The organism is Sphingomonas sp. (genome assembly GCF_035555815.1).
Taxonomy (GTDB): Bacteria; Pseudomonadota; Alphaproteobacteria; order Sphingomonadales; family Sphingomonadaceae; genus Sphingomonas.
Map to the genome: position 1 here is coordinate 1 of NZ_DATMGG010000079.1, position 15,860 is coordinate 15,860.

At 69.4% G+C, this 15,860-nt stretch carries 17 protein-coding genes and 1 tRNA gene; 8 read left to right on the forward strand and 10 right to left on the reverse strand.

Annotated features, from left to right (window positions below; all coding sequences use genetic code 11):
* The coding region (locus VNR91_RS04495; protein WP_325489591.1) for an alpha/beta hydrolase family protein at positions 1–1,611 on the reverse strand (1,611 nt) is incomplete at its 3' end.
* Between the two features lie 114 nt (positions 1,612–1,725).
* Here VNR91_RS04495 and VNR91_RS04500 point away from each other — a divergent pair.
* From VNR91_RS04500 to aguB, 3 genes are read left to right on the forward strand one after another with little or no spacing between them, the layout of a single operon-like run.
* Positions 1,726–3,363, forward strand: coding sequence for a M28 family metallopeptidase (locus tag VNR91_RS04500; protein WP_325489592.1), 1,638 nt, complete (start codon positions 1,726–1,728; stop codon positions 3,361–3,363).
* A 10-nt stretch (positions 3,364–3,373) separates the two neighbouring features.
* Positions 3,374–4,348 (forward strand): agmatine deiminase family protein, encoded by a 975-nt coding sequence (locus tag VNR91_RS04505; protein WP_325489593.1) that lies wholly within the window; start codon positions 3,374–3,376, stop codon positions 4,346–4,348.
* Positions 4,349–4,358: 10 nt separating this feature from the next.
* Positions 4,359–5,210, forward strand: coding sequence for an N-carbamoylputrescine amidase (gene aguB, locus VNR91_RS04510; RefSeq protein ID WP_325489594.1), 852 nt, complete (start codon positions 4,359–4,361; stop codon positions 5,208–5,210).
* Between the two features lie 210 nt (positions 5,211–5,420).
* On the opposite strand, the gene VNR91_RS04515 is transcribed toward aguB, so the two are convergent.
* Entirely contained in the window at positions 5,421–6,083 is a 663-nt protein-coding gene (locus VNR91_RS04515; protein WP_325489595.1) for a uracil-DNA glycosylase, read from the reverse strand.
* Between the two features lie 94 nt (positions 6,084–6,177).
* Here VNR91_RS04515 and folK point away from each other — a divergent pair, with 94 nt between their 5' ends.
* Together folK and VNR91_RS04525 are read left to right on the forward strand one after the other, a co-directional pair.
* The gene (folK, locus tag VNR91_RS04520; RefSeq protein WP_325489607.1) at positions 6,178–6,618 is read left to right on the forward strand and encodes a 2-amino-4-hydroxy-6-hydroxymethyldihydropteridine diphosphokinase; all 441 of its coding nucleotides are present in this window, start codon (positions 6,178–6,180) and stop codon (positions 6,616–6,618) included.
* A tRNA-Lys gene (locus VNR91_RS04525) sits at positions 6,581–6,656 on the forward strand. The genes folK and VNR91_RS04525 overlap by 38 nt, the downstream gene beginning before the upstream one ends.
* Positions 6,657–6,661: 5 nt before the next feature.
* Here the strand turns inward: VNR91_RS04525 and VNR91_RS04530 are convergent.
* Positions 6,662–7,123 (reverse strand): hypothetical protein, encoded by a 462-nt coding sequence (locus VNR91_RS04530; RefSeq protein ID WP_325489596.1) that lies wholly within the window; start codon positions 7,121–7,123, stop codon positions 6,662–6,664.
* A gap of 41 nt (positions 7,124–7,164) precedes the next feature.
* Positions 7,165–8,166, reverse strand: coding sequence for a UDP-glucose 4-epimerase GalE (gene galE, locus VNR91_RS04535; RefSeq protein ID WP_325489597.1), 1,002 nt, complete (start codon positions 8,164–8,166; stop codon positions 7,165–7,167).
* 66 nt (positions 8,167–8,232) lie between these two features.
* Here galE and msrA point away from each other — a divergent pair, with 66 nt between their 5' ends.
* On the forward strand, positions 8,233–8,772 hold the full coding sequence (gene msrA / locus VNR91_RS04540; RefSeq protein ID WP_325489598.1) for a peptide-methionine (S)-S-oxide reductase MsrA: 540 nt from the start codon (positions 8,233–8,235) through the stop codon (positions 8,770–8,772).
* A gap of 118 nt (positions 8,773–8,890) precedes the next feature.
* Here the strand turns inward: msrA and aqpZ are convergent, their stop codons facing one another.
* Both aqpZ and VNR91_RS04550 read right to left on the reverse strand, forming a co-directional pair.
* On the reverse strand, positions 8,891–9,622 hold the full coding sequence (aqpZ, locus tag VNR91_RS04545) for an aquaporin Z (protein ID WP_325489599.1): 732 nt from the start codon (positions 9,620–9,622) through the stop codon (positions 8,891–8,893).
* Between the two features lie 45 nt (positions 9,623–9,667).
* Positions 9,668–10,678, reverse strand: a complete 1,011-nt coding sequence (locus VNR91_RS04550) for an L-threonylcarbamoyladenylate synthase (protein ID WP_325489600.1) — start codon at positions 10,676–10,678, stop codon at positions 9,668–9,670.
* A 44-nt stretch (positions 10,679–10,722) separates the two neighbouring features.
* On the opposite strand from VNR91_RS04550, the gene VNR91_RS04555 reads away from it, so the two are divergent.
* Complete coding sequence (locus VNR91_RS04555) at positions 10,723–12,444, forward strand: acyl-CoA dehydrogenase (RefSeq protein ID WP_325489601.1); 1,722 nt, start codon at positions 10,723–10,725, stop codon at positions 12,442–12,444.
* Positions 12,445–12,460: 16 nt separating this feature from the next.
* Entirely contained in the window at positions 12,461–12,787 is a 327-nt protein-coding gene (locus tag VNR91_RS04560) for a YdeI/OmpD-associated family protein (protein WP_325489602.1), read from the forward strand.
* 9 nt (positions 12,788–12,796) lie between these two features.
* Here VNR91_RS04560 and gpmA read toward each other — a convergent pair whose 3' ends face one another.
* The 4 genes from gpmA to VNR91_RS04580 form a co-directional block, all read right to left on the reverse strand.
* The gene (gene gpmA / locus VNR91_RS04565) at positions 12,797–13,486 is read right to left on the reverse strand and encodes a 2,3-diphosphoglycerate-dependent phosphoglycerate mutase (RefSeq protein ID WP_325489603.1); all 690 of its coding nucleotides are present in this window, start codon (positions 13,484–13,486) and stop codon (positions 12,797–12,799) included.
* A 137-nt stretch (positions 13,487–13,623) separates the two neighbouring features.
* The gene (locus tag VNR91_RS04570) at positions 13,624–14,745 is read right to left on the reverse strand and encodes a M14 family metallopeptidase (protein WP_325489604.1); all 1,122 of its coding nucleotides are present in this window, start codon (positions 14,743–14,745) and stop codon (positions 13,624–13,626) included.
* Positions 14,742–15,365 carry a DUF4136 domain-containing protein gene (locus tag VNR91_RS04575; protein WP_325489605.1) on the reverse strand — a complete coding sequence of 208 codons (624 nt, stop codon included), beginning with the start codon at positions 15,363–15,365 and terminating at the stop codon, positions 14,742–14,744. The genes VNR91_RS04570 and VNR91_RS04575 overlap by 4 nt, the downstream gene beginning before the upstream one ends.
* A 29-nt stretch (positions 15,366–15,394) precedes the next feature.
* The coding region (locus VNR91_RS04580; protein ID WP_325489606.1) for a hypothetical protein at positions 15,395–15,860 on the reverse strand (466 nt) is incomplete at its 5' end.

Here is a 15,860-nt window from a genome sequence, read left to right on the forward strand (position 1 = left end):
ATTGGCGTCGAGCGCCGATGATTGCAGCGCGGCATAGCCGCCATAGGACCAGCCGAATACCGCCAGCTTGCCCGGATCGACGCCCTCGGCGATCAGCCACTTGCCGCCGTCGTTGACGTCGCCGACCGCGGTGCGCCACGACTGGAATCCGTTCTTCTGGAACCAGGCGTCGCCATAGCCGGTCGATCCGCGGAAGTTGGGCCGGAGTACCGCGAAGCCGCGTTGCGCGAAATACTGCGACAGCCAGTCGAAACCCCATTCGTCGCGCGCGCCCGGCCCGCCGTGCGGCATGACGATCGCCGGCAGCCCCTTGGTCGAAGTCGCACCGGGCGGCAGCGTCAGATAGCCCGGAATGCGCGTGCCATCGCCGGCGGGATAGGTCACCGGCTTGACCGGGGACAGCGTCAGCCCGGCCAGTTGCGGCCGCACCGGCAGCACCTCCTGCAGCTTGCGGGCGTTCTTGTCGAAGATGAAATAGCCGCCGGCATCGACGTCGCTGCCCGCGAACATCAGGATGCGGCTCTCGTCCGAACTGGCGTCGGCGAAACTGATGATCGGCGAATTGGGCAGCGCCTTGCCCAGCGAATCGCGCAGCTTGACGAAGGCGGGGTCGAACCATTCGGCGACGCGCGTGTCGGTGGCATAGCTCACGCCGATCAGCCGGCGGTGCCGCCCGACCGTCAGCAGCCCGTCGACGTCGACGTCCGGCCGCGCCAACACCAGATCCTTCTTCAGGCTCCCGTCGAGCGCGACCTTGTACAGCGCCTGGCGGCCGTCCGTCTTTGCGAAACCAAAGGCGACATTCTGCTCGCGATCGACGATGTAGGGTTCGAAGCCGCCGTCGCCAGTCTCCAGCTTCTCCCAGTTGCGATCATTCGGCTTGCGGTAGAAATAGACCGTCCGCGTGCCCTCGTACCCGGTCGAGGTGCGCGGGCGCACGCCCATCACGCGCACCGTGCCGTGGCCGTCGCTGATATACTCCACCGCGTCCAGCCGTGGCGCTTCGACCGCGCGGCGCTTGCCCGACTGGATGTCGACCAGGTCGACGCCGCGTCCCTCGCGGTTGCTGGCGATGTGCGATCCGGTGGTCTCCTCGGGCACATAGTCGCGGGTGATCAGCGCGCTGCCGCTGGCGTCGTCTGATCCCCAGTCGATCAGCGCGCCGCCGTGCTGCGCCACGCCCAATGCGCGCGAACTGGCCCGCGCGGTGACCATCTTGATGTCGCTGCCGTCGCTGTTGATCGCGATCAGCCGGGAAAAGCCCGCGCGCTGGCCGTCGATCCAGCTGGTGGTCGAAATCGTGCAGATCAGCCGCGTCGCGTTGGTCCAGGCGCATCGCTCGATCTGTTCGGGATCGCCGGAACTCGACGTGATCACCTTCAGCCCGCCGGCGACGAGATCACCGATCGTCAGCGCCACGCCGCGCCCCTGCAACGGGGTCAGGATCGCGACCTTGGTGCCGTCGGGCGACAGGCTGATGCCCTGGACATGCTCGCGCGCGCCGAATCGCGCGGCGGTCGAGTCTTCGGCCCGCGCGATGCCCGCCGACAGTGCCGTGCTCGCCAGAAGGCCCAGGCCCAGAAAGCCTCGGCAAAGCATCAATTTACGCATGGAGCCCCCTCCCTGTTTCACGCACGCAGCCTAGGGGCGCAATCGTTCGCGGACAAGCTTGCCGGTCGTCCGCGACGCTGCCAGAACGGCGCCGGAATGATGAAGGGAGTGACGATGAAGCGTCTGTTCTTGAGCGCGGGCCTGATGCTGGCGGCGATGCCGGCCCATGCGCAGACCGCGCCGGAAATCTCGGTCGATACGATGAAGGAGATCACCAAAACGCTGTCCTCCGACGCGTTCGAGGGCCGCGCGCCGGGCACGCCGGGTGAGGAAAAGACGCTGGCCTATCTCGCCGAACGGTTCGCTCAGGCGGGGCTGAAGCCGGGCAACAACGGCAGCTGGTTCCAGGACGTGCCGCTGGTCTCGCTGACCGCGCAGAATGTCACTCCGCTCACCTTCACCGGCGCGGGCGCGCCGATCGCGCTGCGCTATGGCACCGACATGGTCATCGCCAGCTACCGCGTCACGCCGAAGATCGCGGTCAAGGACAGCGACGTGGTGTTCGTCGGCTACGGCATCAACGCGCCGGAAAAGGGCTGGAACGACTATGCCGGCGTCGACGTGAAGGGGAAGACCGTCGTCATCCTGGTCAACGATCCCGATTATGAGAGCACCACGCTCGACGGGCCGTTCGGCGGCAAGGCGATGACCTATTACGGCCGCTGGACCTACAAGTTCGAGGAAGCGGCGCGGCAGGGCGCGGCGGCGGCGATCATCGTCCATGATACCGTGCCGGCCGCCTATGGCTGGAACGTGGTCGAATCGAGCTGGACCGGGCCGCAGCAGGTCGCCGACGCGGCCAACGGCCATATGGATCAGTCGGCGGCGGTCGGCTGGATCCAGCTCGATTTCGCCAAGCGGCTGTTCGCCGGGGCGGGCCAGGATTTCGACCGGCTCTCCGCCGCCGCCAAGGTCAAGGGGTTCAAGGCCGTGCCGTTTCGCGGCGTGAAGATGTCGGTCGCGTTCGACAACGAAGTGCGCAAGCATGCGTCAAAGAACGTGATCGGCATCCTGCCCGGCACCACCGCGCCGAACGAATATCTGCTCTACAGCGCGCATTGGGATCACCTCGGCCGCTGCACGCCGGCGCCCGACGGTGACGACATCTGCAACGGCGCGATCGACAATGCTTCGGGCACCGCCGCGCTGGTCGCGCTGGCCGAAGCCAATGTGAAGGCCGGCCCGACCGCGCGCAGCCAGCTGTTCCTGGCGGTGACCGCCGAGGAATCGGGGCTGCTCGGCTCGGCCTATTACGCCGATCATCCGGTCTATCCGCTGGCGCAGACCGTCGCGGGCATCAACATGGATTCGATGTCGATGGCCGGGCTGACGAAGAACGTCACCGTGACCGGCGCGGGCAAGTCGGAACTGGACGGCTATCTCGCAAAGGCGCTGGTGGCGCAGGGCCGCGGCGCCGATCCCGATCCGCGGCCGCAGGGCGGCGGCTATTATCGTTCCGACCATTTCAGCTTCGCCAAGCGCGGCGTGCCGATGCTCAACGCCCATTCGGGCGGCGCGCTGGCCGATCCCGCCGCCGAGGCCCGCCGGGTCGAGGCGCAGAAGACCCGCGTCAGCACCTATCACGGGCCGAAGGACGAATATGATCCCAACTGGGACTGGTCGGCGGCGGTGCAGGACCTGAGCCTGTATTTCGATATCGGCCGCGTGCTGGGCAACGGCACCGACTGGCCGAACTGGGTGCCGGGCGACGAATTCCGAGCGATCCGCGACAAGAGCCGCGCGGGGAAGTAGAACCAGGGCCATGACCAGAACCCCTCCCCCCGAATGGGCGCCGCACAAGGCGGTGTGGATCGGTTTCCCCAGCCACCCCGAGCTGTGGGAGGCCGATCTAGAACCCGCGCAGGCGGAGGTCGCGGCGTTCGCGCGCGCGGTCGATGCCGGCGGGCGCGGGGAAAAGGTGCTGCTGGTCGCCGCGACGGCGGAAGCGGCCGAGGCGGCCGAGCGGCTGGCGCCGTTCGCCACCGTCATCATCGAGCCGTTCGGCGACATCTGGCTGCGCGATACCGCCGCGATCCTGGTCGGCGACGGCACCGCGCGCGATTTCCGCTTCAACGGCTGGGGCGGCAAATACGACCTGCCCGGCGACGACGACATCGGCGCGCGGCTGGCCCGCCAGCGCGGCATCGCGGCGGAGGACTGCGACTGGGTGCTGGAAGGCGGCGCGATCGACGGCGACGGCACCGGGCTGATCGTCACCACCGAACAATGCCTGCTCAACCGCAATCGCAATCCGGGCATGAACCGCGGCGAGGTCGAGGAGCGGCTGCGGCGCGATCTGGGGGTCAAGGCGGTGCTGTGGCTGGGCGACGGGCTGCTCAACGACCATACCGACGGCCATGTCGACAATCTGGCGCGGTTCGTCGCGCCCGGGGTGCTGGCGATCCCCGAAGCGTCCGAGAATGACCCCAACTGGCGCGTCTATCAGGCGGCGGCGGAGCGGGCGGAGCGGTTCGGCCATATCGAACTGGTGCGGATGCCGTCGCCCGGCCGGGTGCTGAGTCCGGAGGAGGAGATCATCCCGGCCAGCTACATGAACTTCTACATCGGCAACGCCAGCGTGGTGGTGCCGCTCTATGGCCAGCCCAACGACGACGCGGCGGTCGCGGCGCTCGAGGGGCTGTTTCCCGGGCGGACGGTGGTCGGATTGCGCGCCGACCATATCCTGACCGGCGGCGGCAGCTTTCACTGCATCAGCCAGCAGATCCCGAAGCGGTAGGACCCCCGGAATGACCGAGATCACCGTCGGCGCGCTCCAGCTCGCCTTCACGAACGATATCGACGCCAACATCGCGCGCGTCTCCGCGCTGGTGCGCGAGGCGGCGGGGCGCGGCGCGCAGGTGGTGCTGCCGCCCGAACTGTTCGAGGGCGAATATTTCTGCCGTGTGGAGGACGAGGGACTGTTCGCCAATGCCCGCCCCACCGCCGAACATCCGGCGGTGCTGGCGATGCAGGCGCTCGCCGCCGAGCTGAACATCCACATCCCGACCAGCTTCTTCGAGGCGGATGGCCCGCACTATTATAATTCGCTGGCGATGATCGGCCCGGACGGCGCGATCGCCGGGGTCTATCGCAAGAGCCACATCCCCGACGGGCCGGGCTATGAGGAGAAATTCTATTTCCGTCCCGGCAACACCGGCTTCAGGGTATGGGACGGGCCGGACCGCACCACGCTGGGCGTCGGGGTGTGCTGGGACCAATGGTATCCCGAAACCGCGCGCGCGATGATGCTGATGGGCGCGCAATTGCTGTTCTACCCCACCGCGATCGGCAGCGAGCCGCACGACGACAGCCTGGATACCGCGCGGCTGTGGCGGCGGGCGATGGTCGGCCACGCGGTGTCGAACGTCGTGCCGGTGATCGCCGCCAACCGCGTCGGGGTGGAGCATGGCCAGACTTTCTACGGCACCAGCTTCATCACCGACGAGCGCGGCGATATCCTGGCGGAACTGGATCGGGAGGAGGAGGGGGTGATCACCGCGACGCTCGACCTCGCCCGCGTCGCCCGCCACCGCGCCGCCTTCGGCTTCTTCCGCGATCGCCGGCCGGAACTCTACGGACGGCTGGTGCAGGACGTCTGATCTTTTTTGTTCGCGCGAAGGCGCGAAGAAGAAGGGTGTTCGCGCAGAGGCGCAGAGGACGCAGAGGTGTTGCGCCTGCGGTAAGGGCGGCCGCGCCAGCGGCCTGTGAACACTCGGCAAGCCGGAGAGATTTGAAGTCTCGCTGACGCGAGACGATGGCCCCGGATACGACCCCTCCGCGTCTCCGCGCCTCCGCGTGAACAAAAGAGGCTACACCGCCCCCCGCAGCGCCAGCGCCCGCGCGAATACCGCCTCGAACATCTCCGCCGTCAGCCGCCCGGTGTTCTGGTTGTAGCGTGAGCAGTGATAGCTATCGATCAGCACCCGCCCGTCGGGCATCCTGTGCTCCGCGAGATGGCCGAACCGGCATTTGGGCAACCGCCCGCCCAGCACCTTGACCGCCGACTGGTGCGCGATCTGGCCGAGCGCGACGAACACGCGCGCCTGGGGCAGCACCGCGACCTGCTCCGCCAGGAACGGGCGGCAGGTGCGGGTTTCCTCCGGGGTCGGCTTGTTCTGCGGCGGCAGGCACTTGACCGAATTGCAGATGATCGCCCCGTCCAGCGCCAGCCCGTCGCCCGGCGCGCCCTGATAGGTGCCGCTGGTCAACCCGAATTTCGCCAGCGTCGCGAACAACAGGTCGCCGGCGAAATCGCCGGTGAACGGCCGGCCGGTGCGGTTGGCGCCGTGCTTGCCCGGCGCCAGCCCGACGATGCACAGCCAGCCGCCGGGGTCGCCAAAGGCGGGGACGGGGGCGTTCCACCAGTCGGGATGCTCGATGCGCAATTCCTCGCGGAACGCCACCAATCGGGGGCAGCGCGGGCAATCATGCGGCGGCTCGGTCGCTGGCAACGGGCTGGGTGCGAAGTCCATCGATCTTCGCTAGAGCCCGTGCATGGCGCTCACAAGCTATGCGATCGCGGTCGGGTCGAACGTGCGCGGCCGGCATGGCGCGCCGGCCGACGCGGTGCGCGCGGCGCTGGCCCTGCTCGATCCGGTGGCGGTGTCGCGGGTCATCACCAGCGCGCCGATGGGCCCGTCGCTGCGCCGCTACGCCAACGCCGCCGCGATCATCGAGAGCGCTGAATCGCCCGACGCGCTGCTGCGCCGGCTCAAGGCGATCGAGCGCGATTTCGGGCGGCGGCGCGGGCGGCGCTGGGGGGCGCGGGTGATCGACCTCGACATCATCCTGTGGTCGGGCGGGGCGTGGCGCGGGCCGGGGCTGATCGTCCCCCATATCGGCTTTCGCGATCGCGGCTTCGTGCTCGGCCCGCTGGCCGCGATCGCCCCGGCGTGGCGCGATCCGGTCAGCGGATTGACCGTGCGGCACTTGCTAGCGCGCCTCTGTCGCCCTAGGGCGCTCGCCGAGTGGGCTCGTAGCTCAGTCGGTAGAGCAACGGACTTTTAATCTGTAGGTCCCGGGTTCGAATCCCGGCGAGCCCACCACTCGATCAGCGCCGGCAGCCCTTGGCCTGCTGCAGCCCGCGCAGAAAGCCGCGCCGCGCCAGCCCGGCGTCGACCGCCGCCTGCAGCCGCCGGTCGGCCGCCGCGGCGCCCGAAACCTCGCGCACCAGCCCGCGGAACGGGATGATCGAATTGACCACCGCCCGGCCGCCGGCCGCGGCAAGCTGCTCGACCTTGTCCTGTTCGGCCGGGGTGGCGCCGTAATCGGGGCCGAGTTCGGCGGTCAGCGCGGTGATCTGCCGCCCGATCGCCGCGCAGGTGGCGACGCCGGCGATGCTGTACGGCGCCTCGCTCGCCTTGATCAGGACGGGCGGGATCTTGATCTTCTCCGCGCCGACGTCGCGCGCCGGCTGCGATACGATCTGTCCGGCGCTGTTGCTGTTCTGCTGCGCGGCGGCGGGGCTGGCGGCCAGCGCCAAGGTGCTGACGACGATGGCGATCTGTTTCATGCGGTGATCCTATCAGTTTTCGCGCCAACGAACATCCATGTTCAGCGTTCCGCCAGCGCGCGTTCCCAAGCCAGGGCGTCGCGGACGATCCCGTCGAGATCGTCGTGCCGCGGCCGCCAAGGCAGGGTGGCGAGGATCGCGCTATTGTCCGCGATCAGCGCGTCGGGGTCGCCCGCGCGGCGTGGTTCCAGCCGGCGGTCGACGGTTCGGTTGGTGATCCGGTCGACCGCGTCGAGCACCTCGAACACCGAATAGCCGCGCCCATAGCCGGCGTTGAGCGTGTGGCTGCGCCCCGGCTCGGCGACCAGCAGTTCCAGCGCGTGGACGTGCGCGGCGGCCAGGTCGCTGACGTGGATATAGTCGCGCACCCCGGTGCCGTCGGGTGTCGCGAAATCGGTGCCGAACACGCTGACTCCCTCGCGCTTGCCGATCGCCGCTTCCACCGCGACCTTGATCAGGTGGGTGGCGCCGGCGGTCGACTGGCCGCTCCGGCCCCCTGGATCGGCACCGGCGACGTTGAAATAGCGCAGCGCCGCATAGTTGAACGGGTGCGCCGCCGCGACGTCGCGCAGCATCGCCTCGGTCATCAGCTTCGACATGCCATAGGGGTTGATCGGGACGGTCGGGTCGCCTTCCGCCACCGGCACCTTGGCCGGGGTGCCATAGGTCGCGGCGGTGGAGGAGAAGATGAAATGCGGCACGCCGACCGTCACCGCGCTTTCGATCAGCGATCGGCTCGCGGCGGTGTTGTTGCGGTAATATTTGAGCGGATCGCTGACCGATTCGGGCACCACCACCGATCCGGCGAAATGCATCACCGCGCGCACGCCGTGCTCGCGCATCACGTCGCGCACCCGGTCGTCCTCGACCGCCATCTCGATCAGCGTCGCGCGGCGATCGACCGCCCAGGCAAAGCCGGTGACGAGGTTGTCGACCACCACGACGCGGTAGCCCGCGTCCGCCAGCGCCAGCACCGCATGGCTGCCGATATAGCCCGCGCCGCCGGTCACCAGCACCGATCCGTCCAGCCGTGCCTCGCTCATTTCCCCGCTCCCTTTGCTCTGGCCGCGCCCAACCCTATCTAGCGCGGGTTAGCAAGGAGTAGCGGCATGGAAACGGCGACCTTCGCGGGCGGGTGCTTCTGGTGCACCGAAGCGGTGTTCAACGACGTGATCGGGGTGGAAAAGGTCGAGAGCGGCTATACCGGCGGCCATCTGGCCGATCCGACCTACAAACAGGTGTGCGGCGGCGATACCGGCCATGCGGAGGCGATTCGCCTGACCTACGATCCGGGCGTGGTCAGCTATGAGGACCTGCTCGAGATTTTCTTCACCACCCACGATCCGACCACGCTCAATCGCCAGGGCAACGATGTCGGCACGCAATATCGCTCGGCGATCTTTCCGCACGACGACGCGCAGCGCGCGGCGGCCGAGGCGGCGATCGCGCGCGGTGCCGGCGGCTGGCCCAACCCGATCGTCACCACGATCGAGCCGCTGGCCGACTGGTATCCGGCGGAGGATTACCACCAGGAATATTGGGGCGGCGAGGGTCAGCGGAACCCCTATTGCCTGGCGGTGATCCCGCCCAAGCTGCAAAAGCTGCGCAAGAGCTTCGCCGCCCGGTCAAAGGCGGCGACGGTCGCCTGAGCGCTCCCCATAGGTCGTCATTGCGAGGGGCGAAGCCCCGCGGCAATCCAGCCCCGCGAGCGCAGGCCCGGATTGCTTCCCCCGGCTCTCGCCGGGGTCGCAATGACGGATTTTCCCCTTAAAGCGCTTCGCCCTCGATCGGCGGCCGCTTGGTCGCCTCGGCACCCAGCGCCTTGTAGACGATCCCGCCCAGCGCGCCGCCGATGATCGGCGCCACCCAGAACAGCCACAGTTGCTGGATCGCCCAGCCCCCGACGATCAGCGCCGGCCCGGTGCTGCGCGCCGGGTTGACCGACGTGTTGGTGACGGGAATCGAGATCAGGTGGATCAGCGTCAGGCACAGTCCGATCGCGATCGGGGCGAACCCGGCCGGCGCGCGGCTGTCGGTCGATCCCATGATGACGATGACGAACACGCACGTCAGCACGACTTCGATCGTGAAGCCCGCCGCCATCGCATAAAGGTGCGGCGAATGCTCGCCATAGCCGTTGGCGGCCAGCCCCTTGGTCGCCAGGTCCCAGCCCGGCTGACCCTGTGCGATCGTCAGCAGCAGCCAGGCGGCGATCACCGCGCCCACCACCTGCGCGACGACGTACAGCGGGATGTCCTTCGCCGCGAAACGGCCGCCCGCCCACAGCCCGACGGTGACCGCTGGATTGAGGTGACAGCCGGAGATGTGGCCGATGGTGTAGGCCATGGTCAGCACCGTCAGGCCGAACGCCAGCGCGACGCCGGCATAGCCGATGCCCACCCCCGGTATCCCGGCCGCCAGCACCGCGCTGCCGCATCCGCCGAACACCAGCCAGAAAGTCCCGATCATTTCCGCAAGCCCACGCTGTACGTTGCTCATCGCCGTTCTCCTGCGTCCCCCCGACTCATGCGGGATCGGGCAAGTCTAGGCGTCGTTACGCAGCTGTAAAGGATCGCGCGGATGCGCGGCGCGGCGCAGCCGGTCGTTGATCGCGATGCCGATTCCGCTCTCGGGAACCGGCGCGATCGCGATTCGCGCCGACGGCGCGGCATCGGCGCGGTGGAGCTCGTCGAACAGCCGCGCCGCCGCCTCGACCGGGTCGCCCGTCGCGGACAGCGTGGCGTCGCCCGCGACGGCACCGAACCCGATCAGCCATTCGCCGTCGCGGCGATCGGTCGCGTTCAGCCGCAGCGGCTTCGACGGCGCATAATGGCTGGCGAGCTGCCCCGGCGCCGTCACCGCCCCCGTTCCAGCCGCCCCAATCGTGCCCCCGGGCAGGCGGTCGCCCTGCGCGTCGGGCGAATCGCTCGGCAGCGCGGCCCAGCACAGCGCGATCTCCGCCGCCGTGATCGGCCCCGGACGCAACACGGCCTCGCCCATCACGATCGTCGATTCGATCCCCGCCTCGGTCGCGCCGTCGTCGATCACCAGCGGGATGCGCCCGTCCAGGCTGGCGACGACATGCGCGGCGCGGGTCGGGCTGATCGCGCCGCTGGCGTTGGCCGACGGCGCGGCGAGCGGCTTGTCCGTAGCGCGCAGCAGCGCCTGCATCGCGCGGTGGCGCGGCACGCGTACCGCCACCGTGGTCAGTCCCGCGGTGACGATGCCCGCCACCGCGCCTTCGCGTACCGGCAGCACCAATGTCAGCGGCCCCGGCCAGAACCGCGCCGCCAGCGCCCGCGCGCGCTCGTCGAACACCGCGATCGCCTCCGCCGCCGCCAGATCGGCGACATGGACGATCAGCGGGTTGAAGCTCGGCCGCCCCTTGGCCGCATAGATGCCGGCGACCGCGCGCGGATCGGTGGCGTCGGCGGCCAGGCCATAGACCGTCTCTGTCGGCACCGCGACACATCCGCCCGCCGCGATCACCGCCGCCGCCTCCGCCAGCGCGGCGTCGCCAAACGGCAGAATCTGGGTGGTTGGTGTGCTCACCAAGCTGCGGCTATAGCCTCCGCGATCAACCAGCAAGCGAGAGGTCCATGAGCTTCACCCCCGCCGTCGCCGAACAGCGTTTCGTCCTTGAACATGTCGCCCGCCTGCCCGAACTGGCCCAGGCCGATCGGTTCGCCGCCGCCAGCGCCGACGTGGTCGATGCGGTGCTGGACGGCGTCGGCGATTTCGCGGCGGGCGAATGGGCGCCGCTCGATACGCTGGGCGATACCGTCGGCGCGAAATGGACCGAACAGGGCGTGGTGATGCCCGACGGGTTCGCCGCCGCCTACCGCGCCTATGTCGACGGCGGCTGGGGCACGATCGGCTCGCCGGAAGCGTTCGGCGGGCAGGGGCTGCCGTTCGCGCTGGCCAGCGCGGTGCTGGAGACGCTGGGCACCGCCAACATGGGCTTCGCGCTGGCGCCGACGCTGACGGTGGGCGCGATCGAATCGCTCACCCACCACGGCACGCCGGAGCAGCAGGCGCTTTACCTGCCCAAGCTGGCGACCGGCGAGTGGACCGGCACGATGAACCTGACCGAGCCGCAGGCGGGCAGCGACGTCGGCGCGCTGCGCTCGCGCGCCACTCCGCGCGGCGACGGCACGTTCAGCATCCAGGGGACGAAGATCTTCATCTCGTTCGGCGATCACGACATGGCGGACAACATCGTCCACCTCGTCCTCGCGCGCACCCCGGACGCGCCTGCCGGAACCAAGGGTCTGTCGCTGTTCCTGGTGCCCAAATACCGGCTCGATGCCGATGGCAATCCCGGCGCGCCCAACGACGTCCGCGTCGTGTCGATCGAACACAAGATGGGGCTCCACGCCTCGCCCACCTGCGTGCTCAGTTTCGGCGACAACGGCGACTGCGTCGGCGAGCTGATCGGGCCGGAACTGGGCGGCATCCGCGCGATGTTCACGATGATGAACAACGCCCGGCTCAACGTCGGGCTGGAGGGGGTGCAGGTCGCCGAGCGCGCGACCCAGCGCGCGGTCGCCTATGCCCGCGAACGCATCCAGTCGCCGCGCGCGTCGGCGCCCGGCGCCGGCCCGGTCGCGATCGTCGAGCACCCCGATGTGCGGCGGATGCTGATGCGGATGAAGGCGCAGACGATGGCGGCGCGCGCCTTGGTCTATCTCGCCACCGGCCAGGTCGACCGCGCGACGCTGGGGGATGCGGAGGCCAAGGCGCGGCTCGACCTGCTCACCCCGCTGGCCAAGGCGCACGCCACCGATCTGGGCAATGAGGTCGCCAGCCTGGGCGTCCAGGTCCACGGCGGCATGGGCTATATCGAGGAGACCGGCGCCGCGAAATATTTCCGCGATGCGCGGATCACCCCGATCTATGAGGGCACCAACGGCATTCAGGCCGCCGATCTGGTCGGTCGCAAGCTGGGCCTCGACAACGGCGGGGTGCTGGCGCGGCTGGTGGCGGACATGCGCGCCGAGGCGGAGGCACCCGCGCTGATCGCGCTGATCGACGCCTGTGGGGAGGTCGCCCGCGCGCTGGCGGCGGCCGAGGTCGATGACCGGCTGGCGGCGAGCTATCCGTTCCTGACGATGCTGTCGGTCGCGGTGTGCGGCTGGCTGATGGAGCGTCAGGGCCGCATCGCGGCGGCCGGTGGCGACGAGCCGTTCCTGCGGATGAAGGCGGCGGCGGCGCGCTTCTACGTCGACCAGATCGTGCCCGAAGCGCTGGGGCTGAAGGCGGCGGCGACGGCGACGGCGGACGCGCTCTACGCGGTCGATGCGGAGACGTTCGCGGCGTAACCAACCCGGAGGCATCATGGCGGACGATTTCCCGCACGGCACCGTGCATCAGGCGGGCGACGATCTTCAGGCGGCGGTGCGCGGCGATCCCGCGCTGCTCGCCTTGTGGCAGGCGCTGACCCCGCTTGGCCGCAATGAGTTCATCTGCTGGGTCGACGACGCCAAGCAGCCGGCGACGCGCGCGCGGCGGATCGTGCGCACCGGCGAGGAATTGCTGGAGGGCAAGAAGCGCCCGTGTTGCTGGGTGGGCTGCATCCACCGCACCGACAAGCCGCCGAGCAAGTGGCAGCAGGCGGTGCTGATCGACGGCAAGGCAGCGCGCGCGGGCAAGCCGCGCGCCTGATCGCCCGCGTCAGCCGCGCTCGCTCAGATAATAGCGGTCGGTCGCGTTGAGCGCGTCGTCCAACTCATAGACGATCGGCTGGCCGGTCGGAATCTCCAGCCCGGTGATGTCGGCGTCGGGGATGTTCGACAGATGCTTGACCAGCGCGCGCAGCGAATTGCCGTGGGCGGAGATCAGCACGCGCTTGCCCGCCTTCAGCTCGGGGGCGATCGTCGCCTCCCAATAGGGCAGCACCCGCGCGATGGTGTCCTTCAGGCTTTCGGTCTGCGGGATCGGCACGCCCTTGTAGCGTTCGTCCTTGGCCAGATCCCACGGGCTGCCGTCTTCGGGCAGCGGCGGCGGCACGTCGAAGCTGCGGCGCCACACCTTGACCTGATCGTCGCCGTGCAGCGCCGCGGTCTCCGCCTTGTTGAGCCCGGTCAGCCCGCCGTAATGGCGCTCGTTCAGACGCCAGTCCTTCTCCGTCGGCAGCCACAGCCGGCCCATCGCCTCCAGCGCCAGGTTGAGCGTCTTGATCGCGCGCGTCTGGAAACTGGTGAAGGTCAGGTCGAAATCGAGCCCCGCCGACTTCATCGCCACGCCCGCGTCCCACGCCTCCCGCGTGCCCTGCTCGGTCAGGTCGACGTCCCACCAGCCGGTGAAGCGGTTCTCCAGATTCCACGCGGACTGGCCGTGGCGGATCAGCACGAGCTTGGGCATTGCGACTCCTCGGACCGGCCCCGATCCCAACCCCGTTCGGGCTGAGCCTGTCGAAGCCCCGTTCTTCTTCGGCGCGCTGATAGAAAGAAAGGCGGCCGTTCGACAAGCTCAGGCCGCGCGGAAAATGGCGGCGCGCCTCAGATCTCGTCGATGAACCCGGCCAGCGTGTCGAGGCACGCGCCGCCCAGCGCCTTCGAGCGTTCCGGCGACCAGCCGAACGCGGCATCGGGGTTGGGATCATGGTCCTTGAACGGCATCTCCAGCGTCATCGACACCGCGCCGAACCGTTCGGCGACCTGATTGGTCGACATGCTCAGGTTGGCCTTGCCCGGCGCGGCCTTGTCATAGCCCTTTTCGGTCTGGAAATCGGGCGTCGCCGCCGCCAGCCGGCGGGCGAACTCATTGTATTTGGCGCCCTGGGCGTCGGTCCAGGACGGGATGCCCTCGAACCCGGCGAGGAAGTTGGCCGGGATCGCCTCGTCGCCGTGGACGTCCATCGCAAAGGCGACGCCGGTCTCGTCCATCGCATTGCGCACGCACAGCACTTCGGGACTGCGCTCGGGCGACGGCGTGTGCCATTCGCGGTTGAGGTTCACTCCGGCCGCGTTGGTGCGCAGGTGGCCGCGAAAGCTGCCGTCGGGGTTCATGTTGGGGACGATGTGCAGCGTCGCCTTCTCGCGCAGCGCGCGGGCATTGGCGTCGGCGGGGTCGGTCAGCTTGTCCAGCGCCCCTTCCATCCACCATTCGGCCATCGATTCGCCGGGGTGCTGGCGGGCATAGAGCCAGACCGGCTTCGGTCCCTCGCCGATCCGCAGATAGTCGATCGCCCGCCCGTCCAGGCTGGTGCCGAGCTGGCGGTGGGTGACGCCGGGCTGGCGCGCGATCCGCGCGACCAGTTCGTCATGGCGCTCCATCGTATAGGGCGCGAAATAGGCGAACCACGCCAGTTCGGTGTCGAAGCTGTGGGTCCAGCTCAGCACGCCGTCGGCATAGTCGGTGTCGGGTGCCATCCGCCACTCGATCCGGTCGGTCGACACGCGCGTGCGATAGCCGGGCCAGCCGAACGGATAGGCCGACGCGGCGCAGTTGACGATGCGAAAGGTCAGCGTCCGCCCGCGCGCGCCGGCGACGCGGAAATGGAACCACTGGTAGAAATCGGACAGGTGATCGCGGACGATCTCGAGGTCGACGCGGTCGCCTTCCTGCCCGACGACGCGGATGTTGCCGCTGTCGAACGCGGCGCAGATGTTGATGGTCATGGCACGCTGATAGTGATGCCGGACTCTCCGGGAAACCCCCTGAACAGCGCATCGGCCAGGATATCGGCGGTGGAGGCGGGTTCGTCGCGCCCCTCGATCTCCTGCCGGCGGGCGCGGCCTTCCCAGATGGTGGTGCCGTCGGCGCGGCGGCGCAGCTGCACCGACAGCTCGGTCGCCAGGACCGTGCTGCGCTTGCCGCCGCCGATCCCGGTGCTGACGCCGCCGCCGATGCCGATCCCGCCGCCGCCATAGCTGCCGCCGCCGATGCCGATCGTCACCGCCGGCCGCTTGCGTACCTCGCCCACCGGGGTGCGGCGAAAGGCGATCGCGGCGATATATTGCGATTCGGGGCCTTGCGGCGCGGGCTGGAAGCCCAGCTTGGCCAGTTCACCCGCGACCGCGTCGGCATACAGCTGATATTCGGGGCCGGCGACGGTGTTGGTCCCCTGCGGCTCCAGCGCGATCGTCCCCGGCGCGATCGGCTGGCCCAGGTGATAGCGGGTCACGTCGCTGCCGCCGCCGCGCCCGTGCGTGGCGTTGCCGCCGCGCTGGTCGGTGGTCGCGCAGGCGCCCAGCGTCGCCGCCATCAGCAGCAGGATCGTCGTGGTTCTGGTCGCCATCTTCTTCTCAGTCATCTTCCGCGTCACCGTCATGGCACGCTGATCGAAAGGCCGGAATCGGCCGGAAAGTTCCGGAACAGGGCGCCGACCAGCTTCGCGGCGACCGCCGCCGGGGCGCCCTCGCGCGTGCCGGTCGCCTGCGCGGTGGCGGCGCGGCCGCTCCACCGCGGCGCCGCGTCGTCGGCATCGGCGCGCTGGCGGATGCGGATCTCGATCGCGGTCGACACCAGCGTGCTGACCTGCCCCTTGCCCGACGGCAGCGGCACGCTGACACTGCCGCCGGTGCGCCCGCTCTGGGTGCCGCCGCTCACCCATGGCGGGCGGCGCGGCGCCTCGGCGATCACCGATCCGTGCGCTTCCTGGGTGACGGTGATCTCCGCCGCATAGCGGGCATGGCCGGGCTGGCGCAGCAGGGTGAAGCCGGCCTCGGCCAGCGCGTGGCCGACCGCCTCGGCATAGGCGGGGTCGATCGCCTCGCCGCGCGCGCCGGGCGCC

Bases quoted from the DNA above. Each gene is read 5' to 3' on its own strand.
- VNR91_RS04500 (WP_325489592.1), top strand. From the start codon at position 1,726: ATGAAGCGTCTGTTCTTGAGCGCGGGCCTGATGCTGGCGGCGATGCCG.
- VNR91_RS04505 (WP_325489593.1), top strand. From the start codon at position 3,374: ATGACCAGAACCCCTCCCCCCGAATGGGCGCCGCACAAGGCGGTGTGG.
- aguB (WP_325489594.1), top strand. From the start codon at position 4,359: ATGACCGAGATCACCGTCGGCGCGCTCCAGCTCGCCTTCACGAACGAT.
- VNR91_RS04515 (WP_325489595.1), bottom strand. From the start codon at position 6,083: ATGGACTTCGCACCCAGCCCGTTGCCAGCGACCGAGCCGCCGCATGAT.
- VNR91_RS04530 (WP_325489596.1), bottom strand. From the start codon at position 7,123: ATGAAACAGATCGCCATCGTCGTCAGCACCTTGGCGCTGGCCGCCAGC.
- galE (WP_325489597.1), bottom strand. From the start codon at position 8,166: ATGAGCGAGGCACGGCTGGACGGATCGGTGCTGGTGACCGGCGGCGCG.
- msrA (WP_325489598.1), top strand. From the start codon at position 8,233: ATGGAAACGGCGACCTTCGCGGGCGGGTGCTTCTGGTGCACCGAAGCG.
- aqpZ (WP_325489599.1), bottom strand. From the start codon at position 9,622: ATGAGCAACGTACAGCGTGGGCTTGCGGAAATGATCGGGACTTTCTGG.
- VNR91_RS04555 (WP_325489601.1), top strand. From the start codon at position 10,723: ATGAGCTTCACCCCCGCCGTCGCCGAACAGCGTTTCGTCCTTGAACAT.
- VNR91_RS04560 (WP_325489602.1), top strand. From the start codon at position 12,461: ATGGCGGACGATTTCCCGCACGGCACCGTGCATCAGGCGGGCGACGAT.
- gpmA (WP_325489603.1), bottom strand. From the start codon at position 13,486: ATGCCCAAGCTCGTGCTGATCCGCCACGGCCAGTCCGCGTGGAATCTG.
- VNR91_RS04570 (WP_325489604.1), bottom strand. From the start codon at position 14,745: ATGACCATCAACATCTGCGCCGCGTTCGACAGCGGCAACATCCGCGTC.
- VNR91_RS04575 (WP_325489605.1), bottom strand. From the start codon at position 15,365: ATGGCGACCAGAACCACGACGATCCTGCTGCTGATGGCGGCGACGCTG.